Below are 23215 nucleotides of genomic sequence, written 5' to 3'. Positions count from 1 at the left end.
TTTGGAAAATGGAGAATTTAATTAATGTTCAGAAAAAAAGCTTTTAAGAAACTTTCAGCGATGTTTTTACTAGGTATTTCAGTGTTGGGGGCAGGTTTTGCTACAGCACAGCAGCAAGTACAGGCCAGCAGCTTTTCTAAGTTTGCGGATGTTGCCAGTTATCAAGATTCCTCAGAATCATTTTTCCAAAACTTGGCCACTGGGGATGTGGCTGGTGTGGTTATCAAATTAACTGAAGGCACCGGTTATGTGAATCCTAAAGCTGCCGCTCAAATTAAGAGCGCACAAGCGGCTGGGATGAAGGTTAGTTTGTACCATTATGCCCGTTATAGCGGTTATAACAGCGCTAAAAACGAAGCAGACTTTTTTGCCAACACAGCTGAAAGTTATGGCTTAGATAAAAGTACCGTTATGGTTGCCGATGTAGAAGACAGCAGCATGTCTAATCCTTATGGGGATACACAAACGTTCCAAGCAGAATTAGCGGCTCGAGGTTATAGTAATCAAGTAACTTATTCAATGGCTTCTTGGTTCTGGTATAACAAAGTCCCAACCAATTATCCAATTTGGGTGGCCAACTATGGTGTGAACCAACCGGGTGTGGATAATGCGGCTGCTTGGCAGTATACATCTAATTACAATGGGATGAACTTAGACATGAGTTATGACTTTACGGGTTTATTCACAAATAATAGTGTCTCTCAAGCCCCATCAACAGATGCCAACACAACAGTAACGACAAATAGCAGTGCGAATGTGGCCACTGTCGGTTCTAAAGCGGCTCGTGCTGTGACAAGTACTGGCAAAGTTGTGCGCTATTTTGATGCGGGTTCTCAATGGCGGAAAAATGGTATTGTTTTAATTAACGGTAAAACAGCTTATGCTGTCGGCGACAATGTTTATCTTTATCAAGATGATACAACACAAGCTGGTATTGTAACGATTAATGCAGCGAATAGTGGTGTAACGGCTGTAAACAAGCAAGGTAAAGCCATTTCTGGTTCTTCTAGCAAATTTACAAACGGTAGCCAATGGTTAATCAACAGTGTGACAACGATTAATGACAAACCTGCTTATCAAGTAAGTGATACGGAATATATTATGGCTAGCGATGCGAACGGTAGCGGTAACAACTAATACTAAGCTTTATCGTAAATTCGTGTAGAGGGCATTAGACCAAATATTTAAATCTGGTGATTAGATGACAAAAAATCTAGTCACCAGATTTTTTTTGAGCTGTTATTTCAGGAATATAACGGAAATAATTTAGTATGATTTAAACTAGACCAATTTTTCAAAAATAAGGTAATTTTGACTAAAAAAGGCATCTTTAAACTTGATATAATTTTGGAATAATCGCTTAAATTGATAATATCAGAATAAAGTGAATTGGTTCTTCATGTTGATACCAATTTACTTTAAATCAAGTTACTATTGCGTTATAGCCCTTATGCGCTTATAATGAAATCGCTAGCAAGTTAAAAGGTTATCAAACAATTGCGAATAATTGTCGTTATCCATATGTCTGGAGGGTAGCTAAAAAATAAATTTTATGATAGTGTACCAATTATGCTAATTAATACATAACAATTATTCTAGGAGGAAACATGATGGGAAAAGTTAAAAAAGGGCTATTGATTATATTGCCATTATTTTTGACCGTATTTGCACTTGTCTTGGGGACAAATGTAAAAAAAGTGAGCGCAGCTGACAATTATTTTGCGCAAAAAGACGACACTGAAGAAACGGCTGGACCAAGAGTCTTTGTGAGCCCACATTGGGTTAATGAAGTGATCAATGGTCAAACAGATGTGAAAGACTATAAGATTTTTGAAGCTTCATATGGTAACGATAGTACTTTCAAAAAAGGCCACGTGCCGGGCGCTGTGCATATCAACACCAATTCTGTAGAATCAGAAGCAAATCAATGGAACTTGTTATCTGCAGAAAAGATTAAAAAGTTACTTTTGAAGAACGGTGTCACAAGCAACACAACTTTGATTGTTTATTCAACTGATATTAACGCTGCCTGCCGGGTTGCTTTTGCCGCTTTGTGGACTGGGGTTAATAATATCAAAGTCATTGACGGTGGTTATAAAGGTTGGCAAAAAGATGATTTGGACATCCAAAAGGGTGCTGCCAAATCCGTTAAAGCCGCAACGGACTTTGGCGTAGAGGTACCTGCTAACCCACAATATGAAATCAAAACACCAGCTGACTTTAAGAAACAGCAAAAAGAAGATTCAAATGTTGTTTTAGCAAGTACACGTTCTTGGAAAGAATTCATTGGTAAGACCAGTGGTTATTCTTACATTAAGGATAAAGGCGAACCTAAAGGCGCCGTTTATACAAAATCTAGTAAGACAAGTTCTGATGTCGATTATCTTTTGAATAAAGATGGCACCGTTAAGACAGCCGACCAAGTTTCCAAAGCTTGGGCAAAATGGGGTGTCACTTCTGACAGCAATATTGATTTTTACTGTGGTACAGGCTGGCGGGCAACAACCGCTTTCTTCATCACTTATCAAGCGGGCTGGAAGAATGTTCACTTGTATGATGGCGGTTGGTACGCTTGGGACTTAGCACATAAGAAACATCCTGCTAAATATCAAGTACAAGTTGGCGATCCACGTTCTGAAAACGTTAAGATTCTAAAATAAGAGTCATATGAAAAAGGCGGTTTGAGGCAGATGAAATTTTGCGCACAAACGCCCTTTTTCATTGCTTATTTTGAATCAAGCGGTGGAAAAGGAGGCCATCAGTGAAAAAAGTCGTGCTATTCATCGCCGCCATTGCTTTGGGTATTATTATTTTTTACAAAACTGGTTTGATTGATTTACTGCAAAATGTACCAGCGATGCAAGTTTGGTTTAAGCAGCAAGGCTGGCTGGGCTATGGGGTATTTATCTTATTGTGTTTGGTTACTTCCGTTTTCATGTTACCCGGCGGTTTGCTGGCCGTTGTGGCAGGGATTGCTTACGGGGGCTTTTTAGGCGGATTGTTAACGGTTATCGGCAGTACGATTGGCGCTAGTGTTTCTTTCATCTTAGGTCGAACTTTTTTGAAAGACGCCGTGATTAAGAAGTATGGGCAGCAGCCGACATTCCAAAAAATTATGCAGGGTGTTGATGAAAATGGGATCTCCTTTTTGATTTTGACCCGCTTGGTGCCTATTTTTCCATACGCCATTCAAAGTTATGCTTACGCTTTGACACCAATGAAGTTTTGGCGCTTTTCATTAGTGTCTGGCATCACCATGTTGCCGGCGTGCTTCATTTATGCGTACTTAGCGTCAGATATTTTAACCCAAGGCATCTCTTGGGGATTATCACTTAAATTTGCAATTTTGGGCGTTGTTTTATTTTTACTAACTTATATTCCAAAACGTATTGGACAGAAGAAGAAAATGATTTAAGGGGGCGTTTTTTTGAAAAAACGTAAATTTTTATATTTAGGCTTATTGTTAAGTCTGTGTTTATTAGTGTTATGGGGGTGTGGCTCCTCTAAAAAAGCAGCAGATACAGCGGATAAATTGCCAACAAGCTATTCACAAGCTTTAAAAGATGCAAAAGGCAAGACGGTAACTTATTACGGCTATGGTGGTTCAGACACACAAAACAAATGGCTGGACGAAGTTGTTGCCCCAATGATGAAGGCAAAAGGGGTTACTTTAAAACGCGTACCAATGGATATTGATACGATTTTGAACAAACTAACCAATGAAAAAGAAGCCAATAAGACCAGCGGCAATATGGATGTGCTTTGGATTAATGGGGAAAACTTCTATAATGCCAAAAAATTGAATTTGTTAGATGGTCCAGTGGATGGCAAGATCATCCCGAATATGGCGAAATATATTAACAGCAGCGACTTAGATGTCAAAAAAGATATGAACGTTGCCATTGATCATTTAGAAGTACCTTACGGCAATGCACAATTTGTATTTGTCGGCAGTCAATCAATGTTTAACGGCGACTATCCAACGAGCGCTGAAAAAATGTTGACTTGGGCTAAAGCAAATCCTGGTAAATTAACTTATGTTGCCCCACCAGATTTCACCGGTAGTGCCTTTGTTCGTAACATTATTTATGAAACAGTGGGCTATAAAGCTTTGAATGACGCCCCTGCAACTAAGGCAGGCATTTACAAAGTGATCAAGCCAAGTTTAGATTATTTAAATGAATTAAAACCTTACTTGTGGTCTGAAGGGAAGACTTATCCAAAGACAACAGCACAGATGGACAAGATGTTTGCAGATCACCAGATTGCCATGACTTTTTCTTATAACCAAATGTATGCGGCTACTCAAAAGAAAGCCGGCGTTTTCACCGACGATGCGCAGACATTTGTTTTTGATAAAGGGACTATTGGAAACTATAACTACTTGGCCATCCCTAAAACCGCACCAGATAAAGCAGCTGCTGTTGTGTTGATTAATACGATGTTAAGTCAAAAAGCACAGACAGAACGGCTAAAATTGAAGTATGGGGCCGTTGTACCGCCTTATAGTGCAGCTAAGATGCCAAGTGCGATGACTGAAAAAATCAATGCCACTGCTGAAACAGATCATACGTTAACAACACAAACTTTGGCAGACAAACGTTTACCAGAAGTTTCAGGCAAGAAGATTCCGATTATCGAATCACTTTGGAAGGAATACGTTTTGAATGCTGACTAAAAAAAAGTTAATTTTATTGCTCAGCCCGTTTACGATTTTCTTTTGTTTTGTCTTTGTAAGTGCCTTTATTAAATCAATTGTGACCAGTTTAGGCTACTATCCATTGATGGGTCTAAAAACATTGACGTTCAAATATTACATGACGGCGCTGCAGGATAAAACTTTTTTAACCACCAGCTTACGCACATTTTGCTTTGCACTGCTCAGTGCGGGTTTAGCGTGTTTAGGTGGTCTAGCTTTAGCGTTAGTTTTACAACGCAGTACAGGACCGGTGGGGCGTTTTGGCTTTAAGCTGGCGCAATTACCGGTGATGCTGCCACATATTTTTGTAATTTTGGCATTGCTGCAGCTTTTGAGCCAAACGGGGTTAGTCCCAAGTCTATTAGTTCATTTGGGCTGGCTAAAAGGCCCGCAGCATTTCCCATTACTCGTCAATGATCCCTTGCAAATAGGGATCATTTTGACGTATCTGTGGAAAGAAATTCCGTTTGTCATTGTGTCTTTAATGCTGGTATTGCGGTCACTAGATCGTCGTTATAGCGCTGTGGGCCAAAACCTAGGGGCTTCTAAATTGCAAATTTTTTGGCACATTTCATTACCGATGATCCAGCCCGCTTTGCTAAATGCCTTTATTATCAACTTTTCATTTAACTTTGGGGCGTATGAAGTGCCTTATTTATTGGGCAATCCCCGACGAGAATTACTGCCAGTTTATATTTATGATTTTTATGTACAGGGAGATTTGACCCAAATGCCATTAATTATGAGCTTAAATATTTTGTTGTCCTTGTTTGCAGTCCTATGTGCAGGCGCTGTTTTATACTTAAGTCGGCGGCTGCCAGGTGGGCATTTGGGAGGCCTTAAATGAGCCGAAAAGTGATTCAACGCAGTATCATCATCATTATTTTTGCCTTATTAATTTTGATGCCATTAGCCGTTATTGTCTTCTTATCAGTGGGCCAACAGTGGCATTATCCGCGATTATTTCCCGGGTCATTAGATTGGGGTTATTATTTCCGGCAGTTAACAACAAATGTGGAATTGCTAAGTTCATTGCGGGCAAGCTTATTATTAGCTGGCGGGACGATTATTTTGACATTAGTAATTGCCTATCCGACGGCAATTGCCTTAGCGTATTACACATTTCCCGGGAAAAGATTATTCAGTGTCTGTGTTTATTTACCACTGATTGTGCCGGGGATTGCGTTATTAACTAATATTGACTTTATGATGATTAAATATAGTTTGACCGGTACTTTTTTCGGAGTCATTTGTGTCCACACGTTATTTTGCCTGCCGTATGCGGTGAAATTATTAGTGGATAACTTAGTCCTGCTGAAAAATCGCTACGAGGTGACTGGCCGTAATTTAGGGGCCTCGCCTTGGCAGACGTTTTTTAAAATCACCTTGCCGTTATCAAAGCCCGGCTTACAGGGGGCTTTGATGATGACTTATATCGTTTCAATGACCCAATATTTAGCCACTTTAATGGTGGGGAATGGGAATTATTTGACGCTGTCGGTACGGATGTTTCCTTTCACCCAGGAAGGCAAATATCAAATTGCGGCCGTCTATGGTGTTACATTTATGTTAGTCACTTTAGTGCCACTATTTATATTAGATAGCTTGTTAAATCGACAAAGAAAGCGAGGCTGAGCAATGGCTTATTATTTAGAAAAGATTTCCCAAACAAAAGGTCATCAAGAAATTTTAAAGCAGATTGATTTAAAAATTGAAGAAAATGAAGTCTTTGCTATTTTAGGACCCTCCGGCGGCGGGAAAACAACCTTATTAAATATATTAGCCCAAATTGATCAGCCTACTAGCGGTCGCTTTTACGGGGATAACGATGCCCAGCCAAAAGGTATTTTGGTCTTTCAAGATTATCGGCTATTTCCCCATATGACCGTCGTGCAAAACATTACGTTTGGTTTAAAAATGCGCCACATCCCTAAAAAAGCCCGTTTAGCTCGGGCGGCGGAGATCATGAAAACGATGGGAATTAGTGATTTGGCAAAACGGTATCCTGATGAATTATCCGGCGGACAGCAGCAACGGGTAGCTTTAGCCCGGGCATTGATTTTGAAACCGAAACTAGTTTTAATGGATGAGCCTTTTTCCAGTTTGGACGAAGGCTTGCGCTTAGAGATGCTGAATTTTGTCAAACAATTACAGCAGCAATTTCAGTTAACAATTATTTTTGTGACCCACTATAAAAACGAAGCTTATCTACTGTCTAATCAAGTGGCTATTTTGATTGACGGGACGGTGATGCAGTTAGATGAACCCGCCCATTTGGAACAAGCACCGGCCAATTTAGCGGTGGCAGAATTTTTGGGTCAGGCGAACTTTATCCCCGGCACTTGGATTGATAAGACGATCAAAACAGCGATCTATCAAGGCCCAGTAACTTGGCATACGGCTAAAAAGCCCGTTACGCCAACATTGTATATCCCGTTTGCCCAATTTTTGCAGCTGACCGTCAGTGACTATCCGGCTTTTAAGGCGCAAGTTTTAGATCATCGTTGGATCGGTAATTTAGAACGGGTGACTTTGCAAGTTGGGACAACCGTTTTGTCAGTGAATTTACCACCAAATGCAGTTACCACTGGTGAAAGTTACGATTTTTATTTCAAACAATTACCGGTGGTGTATTAAATGTGGTTAACCATTATTATTCCGGTATACCAAGATGATGCTGCCTTACAGCGCTTACTGGCGGAATTGGGGCAGTGGGATTTGACGGATGTGGCGGTTATTATTGTGGATGGCAGTCAACGGGCTCGACCGGCTTTTTTACCGGAGGATTATCAGTATGTTACAAGTCCTAAAGCTAATCGCGGGGCCCAATTACAATTGGGCGCACGCTTAGCGCAAAGCAAGGCCTTCTTATTTTTACATGCGGATTCTCGGTTTCCTGAAGGATCCCCGTTACCGACTTTACGGCAGACAACGGCAAAAATTGGTTTTTTTACGTTAAAATTTGATGACCACCGCCGATTTTTTAAAAATTTAGCGCGGAGTTCTAATTTCCGGGCGCGACGAGCTAAGTTGTTGTTTGGGGATCAAGGGTTATTTATTCAAAGAGCAATTTATGAGCAAAGCGGGGGTTTTAAAGCCCAGCCGTTGATGGAAGATTGGGCCTTAAGTCGGCAGCTGGCACGCTTAAACGTCCCCTTTACGCAATTTGCATTGCCCATATTGACCAGTGCCCGCAAATATCAAACACAAGGCCCATGGCGGACATTTTGGCATATGCAAAGCATTAAGTTACAATATATATTTGGCGTGGCGCCTGAAAAATTACAGCGCCGTTATTATCGAAAGCGGTGAAATAAATGGCAGATTTAGCAAAATTAGTGAGCACGTATGTTGTAGACCGGCAGTTAATGGCCAAATTACATTATCAGCCGCTGGACACGGTGACTTTTTTGGCCCAGGGGGAGTATAATCGTAATTTTTTGTTGACGACAACTACCCAGGAAAAATTAGTTTTTAGAATAAATTATGGTTCGCAAATTAATGTGGTGCAGCAGGCGCGTTATGAATATGAGGCGTTACAGTTATTAAAACCGAGTCAACGGACACCAGAACCGCTTTATTTAGATGATACGCGGACGTTTTTTGAACAGGATATTATGATTGAAACGTTCTTGCCGGGGCAGCCGTTAAATTATCAACGGGATTTACAGACGGCGGCGGAAATTTTTGCAGCGATTCATAATTTGCCAGTGACGCCTCAAGCTTATCAGGCACTGAAAACGGAGACAAAACTGTGTACGGCGCGTTTACAAGAGGCTGATGAATTATTGCAGCCGGTGAAAACGACGGACAAACTGGCGCCGGCAGAGATTCAGTTATTGTTGGCATTGCGACAATGGTGTGACACGCATAATGCGGATGCTTATTTTGCCCAACAGCCCCAGTGTCTGGTGAATACGGAAGTTAACGCGAATAACTTTTTAATCACACCAACAACCGGGTATTTGATTGATTGGGAGAAGCCGGTTATTAGTAATTCAGTCCAAGATTTAACGCAATTTATGGTTGAAACCACGACTTTATTTCGGACAACGACGGTTTTGACGCCGGCGGAAGTGACTGGTTTTTTGACCCGTTACAGTCAGCTGACGCAGCAGCCTATGCCGCAGTTGCGGGCTAATATTGCGCATTACATGCCATTTTTGTTGCTACGGGCTTTATCGTGGTGCGGGATGCTGGTGGCAACGTACGATCAAAAACCAATTCAAAATGTTGAGATTTTACATAAATGTCAATCTTTTTTACAGGTGGACTTTGCCAAACCGTTATTGGCAAAATATGGGGTGATTTTGTGAGCAAGACGGCGTATATTATTTTTTCCAAAATTCCAGAACCAGGGTATGTGAAAACTCGGTTAGCTTCAGATTTGACGCCAACTTCAGCGGCACAAATTCAAACGATGATGTTACAAAAGCTGTTCAAGTTAAGTCAGACATTGACTTCAGAAATGACGATCTTTTTTGCCTATCAAGGCCGCGATCCGCAAACGACGGCGACTTTTTTGGCACAGCGACCTAGCTGGCTTCAGGCATTTCCGCAAGCAACTGGAACGTTGGGCTTTAAGATGACGCAGGCGATTGAAAAAGTGCAAGAGCAGGGGTTTGAGCGAGTGCTGTTAACCGGCAGTGATATTCCGCAATTAACAGCGGCCACACTGCGCAGGGCTGCGGCGGCTTTGGCGACCCATGATTTAGTGTTGGGGCCAACGTTTGATGGGGGTTATTATTTAATTGGAACGCATCAAACAGCGGTGGCGCCATTTTTGGATACCGATATTTCTTGGAGTTCCAATAGTGTGTGGGAAACAACGGTGACGTTGATCCAACAGGCCCGTTGTTCTTTGGCGTTATTGCCAACATTAGTGGATGTGGATTTTAAAGCTGATCTGCAAAAGGTTGCGGCGTATATCGAGGGGTAATGAGGGATAATAATGAAATTAATTTATGATTGTGACAATACAACGGGTTTACCACAAAAAGACGTGGACGATGGGGTCGCTTTATTTTATTTATTGCAGCAGCCAGAGGTTACTTTATTAGGGGTAACTTTGACATTTGGCAATGGCACATTGGCCCAAGTGACGGCACAAACGGCACTACTTTGGCAGCAGTTTGGGCTGGCGTTGTCGACGTATCCCGGCCATGAAAAAGGGCAAGTTTCTACGACGCCTTCAGCAGCAGCGACTTTCATGGCAACGCAAGTACGGCTATATCCCCATGAGGTGACGATTTTAGCAACGGGGAGTTTGGCTAATTTGGCCGAAGCTGCTGAGATTGAACCTGATTTTTTTGAGTTAGTCCATGATGTTGTTGTGATGGGCGGGCGCTTTGATCGGTTATTAGTGAATCACCATGAAGTGGCCGAGTTGAACTTTTCAGTGGCGCCTGCGGCAACTCGGGCTGTTTTTGAAAGTCAGGTACCGTTAACGGTGGTCAGTGGGCAGTATTTGACGACAGCGGTGATGGATCGGTCTTTTTTGAAACAGCACTTGGCTCCTGCGCATTCTGAAAATCAGCGTTGGCTGCAGTCGGCGTTATTTGCCTGGATGGATACGATGCAGGCGGTGGGCGGTGTTGATGGGTTCATTAACTGGGACGGCTTAACGGCGCTTGCTTTGTGCCAGCCGGCGGCATTTACGTTTACGACGCAGTCTTTGGATGCGGCGCAGTGTGATTGGACCACTGGGTTAATTGCGGTTACTGAGGCAACAACAAAGCGAATGATTCGTGTGATGATTGAACTAAAAGATTTAGCGGCGTTGAATGGTGAATTAATTACGGCGTTAAATAAGGCTTAGAATTGAGGTGGCGCCGGTGAGATGGGGCAAACGTATTGGACTTATTATATTATGGCTTTTTGAAATTATTTTTTTGATGTTACCGTATGAATTAGATGTTTTGTATAATACACGTTTAGGTTTTATGCGACAGATTTTATTTATGAATGAAAATTATCCTTTTTATTTAATTCATGGCTTAGTGGGGCTGCTGTTAATTTTAACCGTTGTCGCTTTAGCTGTATTACATTTTCGTTATCGTCGGCACAAACGGCTGCTGTCTATTTTAAATGCGGTGTGGCTGGTTTTGTTGGCAGCCGGGATGGTGGCTTTTGTAATGGTGAGGCAAACGGCAATGCCGCTTTACTTTTATGATTTAACGTGTTTTTGTTTAGCAATCATTTTACAGCTACTGGTAATTGTTGTATCCCGTGAAAAACAAGAGGGGGTAAAATAATGGCGGATAAACGTGATCTACAAAATATTTCAATGACAGAATTTACAAAGTTAGTCCCCACTCAGCCGGTGATTTTAGATGTCCGTGAACCAGCACTTTATGAGGCGGGCCATATTCCTGGTGCTATAAATGTGCCCCGGGCAAGTGTAGAAGCGGGGTTGTACACGCCTACAGAAAAGACTTATGTCATTTGTGAAGGCGGTGTGGATAGTGTTCAGGCAGCGATTTATTTGTCTGAAAAGGGTTTTGATGTGGTTAATGTTTTAGGTGGGATGATTTTTTGGCGGGGCCCACGGAAAAAAGGGCTGACGCCTTAAAACGGGTGATCCTTGAGATTAGTGATGGTGCTGATTTTGGGGGTTATTTTTGTTGGGTTTTGTGTTCGTTTTTTGAAACGCGTTCCCAAAGACTGATTTCTGCGCCTAGCTACGTCTAACTTGTAAGCAAAGTACGCTCACGGCGTTAGCCTAGGCTATACTCAAAATCAACCCGTCTTTGGTCACGCTCTAAACGCGCTCTTGTGCTTTACTAAAGATTTTTTTAAGTTTTTTTGGTAAGATAGTTTTATATGGCAGTTTAACCATAACCAAGGAGTCGGACTTATGAAAATTTTAATTGTAGATGATGATAAGGAGATTGTTGAGCTCTTAAGTATTTATGTTAAGAATGAGGGCTATGAGGCGATCACGGCGTATTCAGGTAAGGAAGCGTTAACAAAACTGATTACGAACCCAGATATTAAATTGATGATTTTGGATATTATGATGCCGAATATGAATGGGATCGATGTCATCAAGGAAGTACGTAAAGATTCGCAGATTCCAATTATTATCGTATCTGCTAAGACGGCGGATATGGACAAGATTCAAGGGTTGATTACAGGGGCAGATGATTATGTTTCCAAGCCATTTAATCCTTTAGAGGTAATGGCTCGGGTACGTTCTTTGTTGCGCCGTAGTGAGCAGCAAGTTACAGCAGAGGTGCCGGATCGTTTGGAAGTGGGACCTTTGACGATTAAAAAGGATTCTCATGAAGTGATGACGTTAACTGGAAAAAATATTCAGTTGACGGCGTTAGAATTTGGTATTTTATACTTATTGGCCAGTCATCCCAATCGGGTTTTTTCAGCGGATGAAATTTTTGAACGGGTTTGGCAGCAGGAAAGTATTGTTTCTGCCAAGACCGTCATGGTTCATGTGAGCCATTTACGAGACAAGATTGAAGAAGCAACTGCTGGCGAAAAGGTGATCGAAACAGTTTGGGGCGTGGGTTACAAAGTTGCAGGCTGAAAAGGTTTATAAAAAGATTGTGTTAACCGCAAAAGAAAAAAGTGAATTAATTGTTGAAGGCATCATTACGGTTGGACTGTTGCTGGTTTTTGAGTTGGCTTTGATTTTACTGGTGAACCAAGCGTTTAATACGAGTTTCTCTGGTAGTTTGAGTTTGATTCGAGTGATTGTGACGGCGGATACGTGGCGCTTTCATTGGGGACTTTGGCGGCTGTTATTTTTTGTAGTCTTATTATTAGTCAACGGGTTAATTGTCTATTGGCGTTTAATGCGGCGGTATCGGCAGATTCAGATGCGCCATGTGATTAGTGAGCTGCATTATATTGCCGATAGTCATTTTGACCATCGTATTGAGTTTAAAGTCGGTTCTGATCTGCAAAAGGTGATTGATAGTATCAATGCTTTAGTGGAGAGTACGAGTCGGTCGATCAATGAAGAACGGCGGATTGAGCGTTCTAAAGATGAATTAATCACCAATGTTAGTCACGATATTCGGACGCCGTTAACGTCGGTAATTGGTTATTTGGGCTTAATTGAAGATGGCCAGTATAAAAATGAGGCGGAATTAGTTAAGTACACGCGGACGGCCTACGTTAAGTCCAAGCAGATGAAAGTATTAGTTGATGATTTATTTGAATTTACAAAGATTCAACAAACTGCAACGTCCATGAGCTATGCGTCCATCAATATGACCAATATGCTGGCGCAATTAGCGGCGGGGTATGAGTTGGAGGCGCAAAAGTCTAATATTCATATCATTACAACAACGCGACCGGATCCATTAATGATGGATGCGGATCCAGAAAAGCTAAGCCGGGTGTTTAATAATTTGATTATTAATGCTTTTAAATATGGGGAGGGGGCAACTGAGTTACTAATTGAAGCTCGGCAGTCCAATTCAGAGGTCATTATTCAAATTAGTAACGATGGGAAGATGATTCCTAAAGCGGATTTAGCGCATTTATTTGATCGTTTTTATCGGGTAGAAAGCTCGCGTTCTCATGAAACTGGCGGCAGTGGTTTAGGTTTGGCAATTGCTCAAAGTATTGTCGCATTGCATGGCGGCTATATTTATGCGGTGTCTCGCAATGAACGGACACGTTTTATTATGCACTTGCCATTGAAACATGGGGCCCGCTTAATTAAACCGGAAAATGTGGCGGCCCGGGATGCTAAATTTTTGAACCACGTCTAGTCTAATTTACAAAGAAAGTGTTGATTTAGTGATTACAAAACGACGAATAACGCCTTTATATCTATTAATACTGAGTTTCAGTTTATTAATCGGTTTATTGGCTTTTAGTACCCAGTCGGTCCAAGCAGCGGCACCGGCGAATTTTAACCCTGATAATTATGCCGTTAACGCAAAGGCGGCAGTGGTGTTGGATGCCAAAAGCGGTCAAGTTTTATACGCCAAAGAGGCCAGTACAGCGTTACCGGTGGCGTCAATGTCTAAAATGATCAGCTTGTATTTGGTTTTAAAGGCAATTGACCAAGGCAAAATCCAGTGGACCGATACGATTGCACCTGATGAAGCTCAAGCCGCGTTAAGTGAAGGTACCGAATTATCTAACGTCCCGTTAACGGCTGGAACGGCCTATACTGTTAAAGAATTATATGAGGCGTCATGGATTTATTCGGCTAATGTGGCCGTGATGTTGTTGGGCCAAAAAGTAGCCGGCTCCCAGGCCAATTTTGTTAAGTTGATGCAGCAGCAGTTGACGGATTGGGGCATTAAAGATGCCACAATTGTGAATGCCAGTGGCTTGAATAATAGTCTGCTGGGGGATCTGGCTGTGCCGGGGACGGGGGCTGATGCTGAAAATGAAATGAGTGCTTACGATACGGCGCAAGTCGCGCAGCATGTATTAGCGGACTATCCAGAAGTACTGCAGACGACCAAAATCGCCAAGCAGACCTTTAGAGCAAACCAGGCCGGTTCTTTTGAGATGACGAACTGGAATATGCTGTTGCCGGGTCTGCAGATGTATGATGCCAGTTTGGCCATTGATGGTTTAAAAACCGGTACGAGTGATGCGGCCGGTGAGTGCTTCACGGCAACTTTAAAGGTAAATGGCCGCCGTTTGATTGCGGTGGTAATGAATGCGCAAGGGGCAGCAGATGATAAAACTAAACGATTTGTAGCCACTGCAGGTTTGTTAAAAGCAACCTTAGCCAGTTGGCAATACGATACGGTTTTGACGGCACAAAAGGCATTGCCTAATGGACAAAAGCTGAAAGTGATTAATGGCCGTCAAAAATATGTGACTTTGACAGCGGCTAAAACGCAAAAATTTTGGCAGTTACGTTCTGCGGCCAGCACACAGGGCCAGCTGAAGCTAAAGAAAGCTTATCGCCAAGGCATTACGGCACCGGTTAAGGCCAATCAAGTGATTGGTCAATATCAGTTAGCTAAGCCAGATTATATTTTTGTTCAGGCACAGCCCAAAACGGCGGTAATGACCGAAAAAGCGGTAACTAAATTGCCATGGTACCAAATTCTGTTTAATAAAATATTTTAAATAAGTGACTTTTAAATTCTGTTGATCAAAGGCAAAAAATGTCTTTGGTCAACAGAATTTTTTTATGGAGTTTGTGAATGAATTTTTGTGAATTATTTGTCTATAAACTGATATATTGTGATTTTCTGGTCAAATGCCCTATTTTGCCCTACAAAGCAGCACTGAAAAACGTTATAATAAAATCATAATAGAATTATTGCTTTCAATTTCAACTGAGCAACAAAAAAATTTTTTGCTGGACAAGACTTCTGAGACTATGCCGTGGGTTATTATATTGTATAATTTAGGCAATTTAAAGAATCTCTTGTCCATTTGCTTTCTATGATGAAGAGGTGAGGTCAATGAATAACGTTGAATTTCGGCGTCGTGCTTACTTATTTAACACAGGCAATTATTTTGAGAGTTATGATTTTTTAGGCTGCCATCAAGCGACCGATGGTTATCGGTTTACAGTTTGGGCACCGAATGCGCAAAAGGTTTATCTCGTAGGCGATTTTAATGATTGGCAGCAGGATATGCCAATGACTTTAATTGAGGATACGGGGATTTGGACCTTAACAACTACAGTGCCTAAAGCGGGAGAAATGTATAAATTTGGCATTTTGGCCCGGGATGGCACTTATCAGCTGAAAATTGATCCTTATGCCTTTGGGTTTGAACGCAAGCCGGGCAACAGTGGTATTGTGGCTGGTCTGCCAGATTATCAATGGCAGGATAAAGCTTGGCTGAGTCGTCGGCAAAAAGAGCCGCCTTATGATCGACCGATTAATATTTATGAAGTCCATCTGGGCTCTTGGCGTCGAGATGAGGCCAATCATTATTTGACCTATACGCAGATCACAGCCCAATTAGTGCCTTATCTTAAGAAAATGGGTTATTCCCATGTGGAACTAATGCCGTTGATGGAGCATTTATTAGATGCTTCGTGGGGCTATCAGCTGATGGGTTATTTTGCACCAACGAGTCGCTTTGGCACGTTGCCAGAATTTTTGGCAATGATTGATGCTTTTCATGAAGCAGGCATCGGGGTCATTATGGACTGGGTGCCAGGCCACTTTATTCGAAATATGGATGCGTTGGCCCTTTATGACGGGACACCGACCTTTGAATATTCGGATAATTTTAGAGCAGATAATGTACGTTGGGGCAGTTGGAACTTTGATCTAGGGAAGTCTCAAGTACAAAGCTTTTTGATTTCCAGTGCAATGTTTTGGCTAGATTTTTGTCATCTAGATGGCTTGCGGGTCGATGCGGTTTCCAACATGCTGTATTTAGACTACGATGCTGGTAAAGAAGGCGTTACAAATAAATATGGGGATAACGGTAATATCGAAGGCCAAGCTTTTATTCGTAAATTGAATCAAACGGTCTTTAAATATCATCCCGATATTTTGATGATTGCCGAAGAATCTTCCTCGTTCCCAAGTGTGACGGGCCCAGTTGACCAAGGCGGTTTAGGGTTTAACTATAAGTGGGACATGGGTTGGATGCACGATACATTAGAATTTTTTGAGATGGATCCGCTGTTTAGACAGGATCATTTGAACTTATTAACTTTTTCGTTTTTATATATGTATGATGAACAATTTATTCTACCGTTTTCCCATGATGAAGTGGTCCATGGAAAAAAGTCACTAATGCACAAGATGCCAGGTGATCGGTATAATCAGTTTGCGAACTTACGCACAATGATGACCTACATGTTAGGCCATCCCGGCAAGAAATTATTATTCATGGGCAGCGAATGGGGCCAATTTTTAGAATGGCGGTTTGCCAGCCCACTGGAATGGGTAGATCTGGACGATGAAATGAACCAGAAGATGCAAATTTTTACCCAACGATTGAACCAAATTTACCATGATGAACCAGCACTTTGGGAACTGGATCATGAAACTGCAGGCATTTTGATTACAAACGCAGATGATCCCCAATCTTCAACCTTGGGCTTTATCCGGCGGGCAAAGACACCGGAAGATTTTATTATCTTTGCATTTAATTTAGTACCAGTGGAGAAAAAAGATTTTCGCATCCCCGTACCGTTTGCGGGGACTTATGAGGAACTATTAAATACAGAAATGCTTGAATTTGGTGGCACTTGGACCGGCAGTCAAAAGACGTTTAAGACGACTGGAACACCTTACAAGAGTGAACCAGACTCGATTGAAGTGATCTTACCGGCGATGAGTTGTTTGGTCATCAAACCTAAGCATTTAAAACGCGACTGAGGAGGAAGTTATAATGAGCACAGAAATGTTAGCAATGATTTTGGCTGGTGGGCAAGGTTCTCGGTTGGGGAAATTGACAAAATCTACAGCTAAGCCAGCTGTCCCCTTTGGCGGCCGTTATCGGATCATTGATTTTGCATTAAGCAATTGTTTTAATTCCGGGGTGAACACAGTGGGCGTGGTCACACAGTATCAACCTTTAGAATTAAATGCCCACATTCAAAATGGCGCCAGTTGGGGCCTGAATGAAAAAAATGCAGGGGTTACCGTACTGCAGCCATTCGCTTCTCGGGAAGGTGAGAAGTGGTTTGAAGGTACAGCCCACGCTATTTATCAAAATATTGCTTATATTGATTTATATGCCCCTAAATATATTCTTGTTTTATCCGGCGATCATATTTATAAAATGGATTACGAAGCAATGTTTAATTATCATAAAGCTAAAAATGCGGCTTTAACCGTGGGCGTCTTACCGGTATCCATGGAAGAATCGACCCGTTTTGGCATTATGAATACGGATGAAACCGAGCGGATCATTGAATTTGAAGAAAAACCGGCGCATCCAAAGAGCAACCTGGCATCTATGGGGATTTACATCTTTAATTGGCCGACACTGAAAAAGTACTTAATGGATAGTTATTCAACCGATGGTAACCTGGAAGACTTTGGGAAGGATGTCATTCCAGCATATCTATCGCACAACGAAGCAACTTATGCTTACGCCTTTCATGGCTACTGGAAAGATGTGGGCACCATCCAAAGCTTATGGCAAGCAAACATGGAATTTTTGGAACCAAATAATGAACTAGATATTGCCAACCGAGATTGGCGGATCTATTCCCGCAATGACGCATTACCGCCAATGTACGTGACCCGTTCGGCGCGGGTGAATAATTCAATGGTGGTGGATGGCTGTTATGTGGCCGGTGACATTGAACATTCTATTTTGTCGCAAAATGTCCGGGTTGGGGAAGGCACGGTGATCCGAGATGCGATGATCATGCCAAATGCAGTCATTGGTAAAGATGTGGTGATTGACCATGCAATTATTGGTGAACGCGCCATCATTGGCGATGGGGCCAGTGTCATTGGAAAGCCCGATGATATTGCCGTGGTTGGTTATCAAGAAGTATTGGGGAAGGCGGTTGAAAAAAGATGAGACAAAGTGATATTTGCGCCATTATTGATTTGAATGTGCCTAGTGAAGCACTAGAACCTTTAACACAATATCGACCAATTGGCACGTTGCCTTTTGCAGGTCGTTATCGACTAATTGACTTTCCGCTGTCTGATATTGCCAACGCCGGGATTCGGGATGTGGGGATGTACATGCCGGCCAGCAGCCGTTCCGTACAAGACCATGTCCGTAGTGGGAGTACTTGGAATTTAGATACGATTACTGGTGGGATTTTTACATTTCCATATGTGGCGACTAAAAACTACAACAATCCTTTAAATCGGCAACGTTATTATGACGACTATCTAACTTTTCTTAAAAAATCAAATACCCGGTTCACAGTTATTATCAGTGCCCGTAATATTGAAAACATTAATTTACAAGAAGTTTTACAATTTCATTTGGAAGGCAATGCGCCCATTACGACCTTGTACAAACGGCAGTTAGCTTCAGGCACTACACCAGACGAAGATGCTTTAAAGATTTCAGCGGCTGGCGAAGTTTCTAACATTGTGACGGCGGGGGATTTAACACCAGATGCCAAGACACATACGTTACCAATGGCGATGGGGGTTTACATGCTGCGGACCAGTTTGTTAATTGAGATGGTCCAAAACGCCAGCGAACAAGAAGACTTTATTCGGTTGCCAAAAATTTTAGAAGAAGCCGTATCTGTTTATAATGCCAATGCTTATGAATATACGGGCTTTTATGCTAACATCAACAGCATTAAGCGCTACTTTGATGCAAACATGGCGATGCTGGAAGAAGCCAATTATCAAGCTTTACTTTATAGCCAACGTCATATTTTCACAAAAAACAAAAATGAAGTGCCAACATTCTTCTCAGATGCGTCAGAAGTTAATAACAGTCTGTTAGGGACCGGGGGCTGGATTGAAGGTAAAGTGAATGAATCCGTAATTTTCCGGCGCTCAAGGATTGCAAAAGGGGCTGAAATTGATCATTCTGTCTTAATGCAAGGCTGTAAAGTTGGCGAAAATACAAAATTGCGGTACGTTATTTTAGACAAGGGCGTTGTGGTTGGTCCGAACTTAACGTTAGAAGGCACGCCAGAAGAACCGCTTGTTTATAGTAAAAATGCAATCGTTGAGACAGACGCAAAGACTGAAGAAGGGCGTGTTGAGTTACAATGAAGAAAGTGTTATTTGCAGCGGCAGAAGGGGTTCCCTTTTATAAAACTGGTGGGTTAGGTGATGTGATTTACGCGTTACCTAAAACATTAGTCCAAAATCCAGAATTAGATGTACGGATTGTTTTACCGTATTATGCGCATTTAATGCCTGAAGAATATCAAACACAATTAGAAGAACTAACGCATTTTGAAATTCAAGTCGGCTGGCAAAAAGTCTATGTCGGTGTCAAAACTTTAGTCTTAAATGAAGTGCGTTATTACTTCATTGATAATTTAACGTACTTTGGCCGGGATGGTTTGTACGGTTATTGGGATGACGGCGAACGTTTTGGCTTTTTCCAAATGGCCATCATTGAAATGTTAGAAAAAATTGACTTTATCCCAGATGTTTTACAAATTAACGATTGGCACACGGCCTTTATCCCAGTGCTGTTAAAAGATAAATATAGCTGGCGTTCAGCTTTACAAAATATTAAAACGGTTTTGACGATCCATAATTTGAAATTCCAAGGTATTTATGATCCGATGATTTTGGATACCGTCTTTGGCATCGGCCGGCAGTTCTTTAATGAGCAAGGTTTCCAATTTTATGACCAAGTGAATTTCTTAAAGGGCGGCATTCAATTTGCGGATAAGGTTACCACAGTATCACCGTCGTATGCGCAAGAAATTCAAACACCAGAATTCGGGGAACAATTAGACGGGGTGTTACGGGTCAACAGTTATAAATTGGCGGGCTTTTTAAATGGGATTGATACGGTTTTATATGATCCAATGACGGATAAGCGGATCAATCACAATTATAATTTCAAGACCATTGCTAAAAAGGCTGAAAACAAACATGAATTGCAAGAAGCATTAAGTTTGCCAGTGTCTGATGATCCATTGTATATTGTAGTTTCAAGACTAACCCGCCAAAAAGGGATGGATATTTTATTAGGCGCTATGGCGAACTTCTTAGTGCGGCATAATGCACAAATGATCATTTTAGGGACCGGCGATCGGGATTTGGAATTAGATTTTGGCTGGATGCAAAATCGCTTCCCAGGTCAGTTGTCGGTGAATATTCGTTTTGACGAGACATTTGCCCAACAAATGTATAGCGCTGCGGACTTTATTTTAATTCCATCAGCGTTTGAACCTTCTGGGTTATCACAAATGATGGGTATGCGCTACGGGACTGTCCCAATTGTTCATGAAACTGGCGGTTTACGGGACTCTGTTGCGCCATTTAATGAATATACTAATGAGGGGACTGGCTTTAGTTTTGTCGAATTCAGCAGCGGGACGTTGGAAGGTATCTTGAATTACAGTTACCAGACGTACCGGGAAAAACCTAAGTTATATCGAGGAATTGTGCAGCGGGACATGGCTGCAGATTTCTCTTGGGCCAAATCCTCAGAACTCTATGTTGGGATGTATCGAGAATTGTTAGGATGCTGAATCATTAACTATAATTTAAGAAAGACGTGGTATTGTGGCAATTACAGAAGCTCAATTTATGGATGATTATAAGACTCGTATGTTGGAGATGTATTCTTCGTCGATTACAGAAGCCAGTAAATCACAACAATATCGGGTACTAGCTAGCGTTGTTCGAGATTATTATGCAAAACATTGGCAAGAAACTAAAACACGTTATCAAAAAGAAGATGACAAACAAGTTTATTATTTTTCCATTGAATTTTTGCCTGGTCGATTTTTACCACAAAATATGCTTAATTTAGGAATTCAAGATATTGTGGCTAATGGCTTGAATAAATTAGGTATTGATTTAAATCATATTATCGAGCAAGAACCAGACCCAGGTTTAGGGAATGGTGGTTTAGGCCGACTTGCTTCTGAATTTTTAGATAGTGCGGCTTCAGAAGGTATTGCCATGCATGGGAATGGGATTCGTTACCAGTATGGTTTGTTTAAACAAGAATTTATTAATGGTTATCAAGTAGAATTACCAGATGATTGGTTGCGTAATGGCAATATTTGGGAAGTTCGTCGGGAAAATCGGGCCTGTGTGGTTCATTTTGGCGGACATGTCTGGTTAAAAGAAGATAGCTTCGGTAAGAATCATGCAATTTATGAAAATGCAGAAGATGTGATTGCCGTCCCTTATGATATTGGGATTGTAGGCTATCATAATGAGGTCGTGAACAATTTACGATTATGGTCTGCCGAATTGCCTTACAATGAACATCAACGCTATACTTTAGCTGAAAAACAAAAGGTTAATGAGATCACACAAATTTTGTATCCCGATGATTCAAATTATGAAGGCCGCTTATTGCGGTTGAAACAAGAATACTTCTTTGTTTCAGCAGGGGTTCAAAGTATCGTGCGTTCTTATCGCCGGCATCATCGGAACTTAGATGATTTTGGTGAAAAAATTTCGATCCATATTAATGACACCCATCCCGCAATGGCAGTGGCGGAATTAATGCGGGTTTTGATGGATAATGAATCTTTAAGTTGGGAAAAGGCTTGGAATATTACAGAACAAGTGATGTCTTATACGAATCACACGTTATTATCTGAAGCTTTGGAAACTTGGCCGGAAGATATGTTTGCCCAAACCGTGCCACGGATTTATCAAATTGTTCAAGAAATAGACCGGCGTTTCCGCTTAAAGATGGTGCCATTATATGGTGCAGAATTGGTTCAAAGCGTTGCGCCAATTGCGGATGGTTATGTACGAATGGCTTATTTAGCAGTCATCGGCAGCCACAGCGTAAATGGGGTCGCTAAGATTCATTCGCAACTGCTGCAAGACAGCGTCTTAAATGGACTTTACCGCATGTATCCAGAACGGTTTAATAATAAAACCAACGGGATTACATTTAGACGTTGGTTAGAAGTTGCCAATCCAAATCTGACCAATTTATTAGACAATCAAATTGGCCAAAAATGGCACAAATCACCACATTTCTTACGGTCGTTTGAAGTGGTGGCGAAAGATAAAGATGTCTTGAAGAAATTAGCGGCGGTGAAGCATCGAAATAAAGTGGCCTTTGCCAATTATGTTCAAGAGCATCTTCATGAACGGATTAATCCAAAAGCGATTTTTGACGTCCAAATCAAACGGCTGCATGCGTATAAACGTCAGTTATTGCATGTAATGTATATTATTGATGAATATTTACAAATCAAATCCGGGCAGCCGCTGCCGAATCCTAGAGTGCATATTTTTGGGGCTAAGGCGGCACCAAGCTATCGTTACGCCAAGCAGATTATTAAATTAATTAATGCCTTAGCTGAACAAATCAATCATGATCCAGATGTGAAGAATCAATTAAAGATCATTTTTGTGCCGAACTATGGGGTTTCGTTAGCTGAAAAGATTATTCCAGCTGCCGATGTCAGCGAGCAAATTTCCTTAGCTGGTAAAGAAGCTTCCGGAACAAGTAATATGAAGTTAATGGCCAACGGGGCGATTACTTTAGCCACGATGGATGGGGCCAATATTGAAATGTTTGATGCGGTTGGTTCGGAAAATATGGTGACTTTTGGGTTAACGGTTGATGATGTGGAGAATTATCAAAACTATCACTCTGCTGATTTTTATAGTAAGGATCAACGGATTCAACGTATTTTAAATGCGCTTGTGGATGGTACGATCAAAGATATTGAATCTGAAGGTCGAGATATTTTCAATTCTTTAGTGCAATACAACGATCAATATTTCTTATTGGCGGACTACGAAAGTTATGCCCAAGCTCAAGAAAAAATTGATATGCTGTATCAAAAACCAGACTGTTGGGGTAAAATGATGGCCTATAATGTGGCCAACAGCGGTCGGTTCTCATCGGATTACACGGTTATTCGTTATGCGGAAGATATTTGGCATGCTAAAGTACCGGCATCGATTGAGTAGTAGAAGCTAATGATTTTATTTGTCAGTG

At 41.5% G+C, this 23215-nt stretch carries 21 protein-coding genes; all 21 read left to right on the top strand.

The window, feature by feature from the left end; all coding sequences use genetic code 11:
• Window positions 1-24 precede the first annotated feature (24 nt).
• Complete coding sequence (locus EKM93_RS01100) at window positions 25-1137, top strand: GH25 family lysozyme (RefSeq protein WP_125712183.1); 1113 nt, start codon at window positions 25-27, stop codon at window positions 1135-1137.
• 473 nt (window positions 1138-1610) lie between these two features.
• Complete coding sequence (locus EKM93_RS01095; RefSeq protein ID WP_125712181.1) at window positions 1611-2660, top strand: sulfurtransferase; 1050 nt, start codon at window positions 1611-1613, stop codon at window positions 2658-2660.
• A 101-nt stretch (window positions 2661-2761) separates the two neighbouring features.
• Window positions 2762-3415, top strand: coding sequence for a TVP38/TMEM64 family protein (locus EKM93_RS01090; protein ID WP_125712179.1), 654 nt, complete (start codon window positions 2762-2764; stop codon window positions 3413-3415).
• A 12-nt stretch (window positions 3416-3427) separates the two neighbouring features.
• Window positions 3428-4678 carry an ABC transporter substrate-binding protein gene (locus EKM93_RS01085; protein ID WP_125712177.1) on the top strand — a complete coding sequence of 417 codons (1251 nt, stop codon included), beginning with the start codon at window positions 3428-3430 and terminating at the stop codon, window positions 4676-4678.
• A complete protein-coding gene (locus EKM93_RS01080; RefSeq protein ID WP_164506951.1) occupies window positions 4668-5546 on the top strand; it encodes an ABC transporter permease in 879 nt (292 codons plus the stop codon). The genes EKM93_RS01085 and EKM93_RS01080 overlap by 11 nt, the downstream gene beginning before the upstream one ends.
• Window positions 5543-6334: an ABC transporter permease gene (locus EKM93_RS01075; RefSeq protein ID WP_125712175.1), complete on the top strand. Its 792-nt coding sequence runs from the start codon at window positions 5543-5545 to the stop codon at window positions 6332-6334. The genes EKM93_RS01080 and EKM93_RS01075 overlap by 4 nt, the downstream gene beginning before the upstream one ends.
• A gap of 3 nt (window positions 6335-6337) precedes the next feature.
• Window positions 6338-7336, top strand: a complete 999-nt coding sequence (locus tag EKM93_RS01070) for an ABC transporter ATP-binding protein (RefSeq protein ID WP_125712173.1) — start codon at window positions 6338-6340, stop codon at window positions 7334-7336.
• Entirely contained in the window at window positions 7337-8011 is a 675-nt protein-coding gene (locus EKM93_RS01065) for a TIGR04283 family arsenosugar biosynthesis glycosyltransferase (RefSeq protein ID WP_125712171.1), read from the top strand.
• 5 nt (window positions 8012-8016) lie between these two features.
• A complete protein-coding gene (locus EKM93_RS01060; RefSeq protein WP_125712169.1) occupies window positions 8017-9015 on the top strand; it encodes an aminoglycoside phosphotransferase family protein in 999 nt (332 codons plus the stop codon).
• Window positions 9012-9638: a TIGR04282 family arsenosugar biosynthesis glycosyltransferase gene (locus tag EKM93_RS01055; protein WP_164506950.1), complete on the top strand. Its 627-nt coding sequence runs from the start codon at window positions 9012-9014 to the stop codon at window positions 9636-9638. Before EKM93_RS01060 ends, EKM93_RS01055 begins: the two co-directional genes overlap by 4 nt.
• Before the next feature lie 12 nt (window positions 9639-9650).
• Window positions 9651-10517: a nucleoside hydrolase gene (locus tag EKM93_RS01050; RefSeq protein WP_125712164.1), complete on the top strand. Its 867-nt coding sequence runs from the start codon at window positions 9651-9653 to the stop codon at window positions 10515-10517.
• A 16-nt stretch (window positions 10518-10533) separates the two neighbouring features.
• Complete coding sequence (locus EKM93_RS01045; protein ID WP_164506949.1) at window positions 10534-10953, top strand: hypothetical protein; 420 nt, start codon at window positions 10534-10536, stop codon at window positions 10951-10953.
• Window positions 10953-11270, top strand: coding sequence for a rhodanese-like domain-containing protein (locus EKM93_RS01040; protein WP_225423594.1), 318 nt, complete (start codon window positions 10953-10955; stop codon window positions 11268-11270). The genes EKM93_RS01045 and EKM93_RS01040 overlap by 1 nt, the downstream gene beginning before the upstream one ends.
• Before the next feature lie 285 nt (window positions 11271-11555).
• On the top strand, window positions 11556-12242 hold the full coding sequence (locus tag EKM93_RS01035) for a response regulator transcription factor (RefSeq protein WP_125712160.1): 687 nt from the start codon (window positions 11556-11558) through the stop codon (window positions 12240-12242).
• Window positions 12232-13437 (top strand): sensor histidine kinase, encoded by a 1206-nt coding sequence (locus EKM93_RS01030; protein ID WP_225423593.1) that lies wholly within the window; start codon window positions 12232-12234, stop codon window positions 13435-13437. The genes EKM93_RS01035 and EKM93_RS01030 overlap by 11 nt, the downstream gene beginning before the upstream one ends.
• A 28-nt stretch (window positions 13438-13465) precedes the next feature.
• On the top strand, window positions 13466-14764 hold the full coding sequence (locus EKM93_RS01025; RefSeq protein ID WP_164506948.1) for a D-alanyl-D-alanine carboxypeptidase family protein: 1299 nt from the start codon (window positions 13466-13468) through the stop codon (window positions 14762-14764).
• 341 nt (window positions 14765-15105) lie between these two features.
• Window positions 15106-16989: a 1,4-alpha-glucan branching protein GlgB gene (gene glgB / locus EKM93_RS01020; protein WP_125712157.1), complete on the top strand. Its 1884-nt coding sequence runs from the start codon at window positions 15106-15108 to the stop codon at window positions 16987-16989.
• Between the two features lie 13 nt (window positions 16990-17002).
• A complete protein-coding gene (locus EKM93_RS01015; RefSeq protein ID WP_125712155.1) occupies window positions 17003-18148 on the top strand; it encodes a glucose-1-phosphate adenylyltransferase in 1146 nt (381 codons plus the stop codon).
• Window positions 18145-19320, top strand: coding sequence for a glucose-1-phosphate adenylyltransferase subunit GlgD (gene glgD, locus EKM93_RS01010; RefSeq protein ID WP_125712153.1), 1176 nt, complete (start codon window positions 18145-18147; stop codon window positions 19318-19320). Before EKM93_RS01015 ends, glgD begins: the two co-directional genes overlap by 4 nt.
• Window positions 19317-20762 carry a glycogen synthase GlgA gene (gene glgA / locus EKM93_RS01005; RefSeq protein ID WP_125712151.1) on the top strand — a complete coding sequence of 482 codons (1446 nt, stop codon included), beginning with the start codon at window positions 19317-19319 and terminating at the stop codon, window positions 20760-20762. Before glgD ends, glgA begins: the two co-directional genes overlap by 4 nt.
• A gap of 34 nt (window positions 20763-20796) precedes the next feature.
• Entirely contained in the window at window positions 20797-23187 is a 2391-nt protein-coding gene (locus EKM93_RS01000; RefSeq protein ID WP_125712149.1) for a glycogen/starch/alpha-glucan phosphorylase, read from the top strand.
• Window positions 23188-23215 lie beyond the last annotated feature (28 nt).

The sequence above is a fragment of the Agrilactobacillus yilanensis genome (genome assembly GCF_003946725.1).
Lineage (GTDB): Bacteria > Bacillota > Bacilli > Lactobacillales > Lactobacillaceae > Agrilactobacillus > Agrilactobacillus yilanensis.
This window is presented reverse-complemented; position numbering and strand designations above follow the sequence as displayed.

What these genes read in the sequence shown, in the direction of transcription:
- EKM93_RS01100 (WP_125712183.1), top strand. Translation starts at nt 25, where the DNA reads ATGTTCAGAAAAAAAGCTTTTAAGAAACTTTCAGCGATGTTTTTACTA.
- EKM93_RS01095 (WP_125712181.1), top strand. Translation starts at nt 1,611, where the DNA reads ATGGGAAAAGTTAAAAAAGGGCTATTGATTATATTGCCATTATTTTTG.
- EKM93_RS01080 (WP_164506951.1), top strand. Translation starts at nt 4,668, where the DNA reads ATGCTGACTAAAAAAAAGTTAATTTTATTGCTCAGCCCGTTTACGATT.
- EKM93_RS01075 (WP_125712175.1), top strand. Translation starts at nt 5,543, where the DNA reads ATGAGCCGAAAAGTGATTCAACGCAGTATCATCATCATTATTTTTGCC.
- EKM93_RS01070 (WP_125712173.1), top strand. Translation starts at nt 6,338, where the DNA reads ATGGCTTATTATTTAGAAAAGATTTCCCAAACAAAAGGTCATCAAGAA.
- EKM93_RS01065 (WP_125712171.1), top strand. Translation starts at nt 7,337, where the DNA reads ATGTGGTTAACCATTATTATTCCGGTATACCAAGATGATGCTGCCTTA.
- EKM93_RS01060 (WP_125712169.1), top strand. Translation starts at nt 8,017, where the DNA reads ATGGCAGATTTAGCAAAATTAGTGAGCACGTATGTTGTAGACCGGCAG.
- EKM93_RS01050 (WP_125712164.1), top strand. Translation starts at nt 9,651, where the DNA reads ATGAAATTAATTTATGATTGTGACAATACAACGGGTTTACCACAAAAA.
- EKM93_RS01040 (WP_225423594.1), top strand. Translation starts at nt 10,953, where the DNA reads ATGGCGGATAAACGTGATCTACAAAATATTTCAATGACAGAATTTACA.
- EKM93_RS01035 (WP_125712160.1), top strand. Translation starts at nt 11,556, where the DNA reads ATGAAAATTTTAATTGTAGATGATGATAAGGAGATTGTTGAGCTCTTA.
- glgB (WP_125712157.1), top strand. Translation starts at nt 15,106, where the DNA reads ATGAATAACGTTGAATTTCGGCGTCGTGCTTACTTATTTAACACAGGC.
- EKM93_RS01015 (WP_125712155.1), top strand. Translation starts at nt 17,003, where the DNA reads ATGAGCACAGAAATGTTAGCAATGATTTTGGCTGGTGGGCAAGGTTCT.
- glgD (WP_125712153.1), top strand. Translation starts at nt 18,145, where the DNA reads ATGAGACAAAGTGATATTTGCGCCATTATTGATTTGAATGTGCCTAGT.
- glgA (WP_125712151.1), top strand. Translation starts at nt 19,317, where the DNA reads ATGAAGAAAGTGTTATTTGCAGCGGCAGAAGGGGTTCCCTTTTATAAA.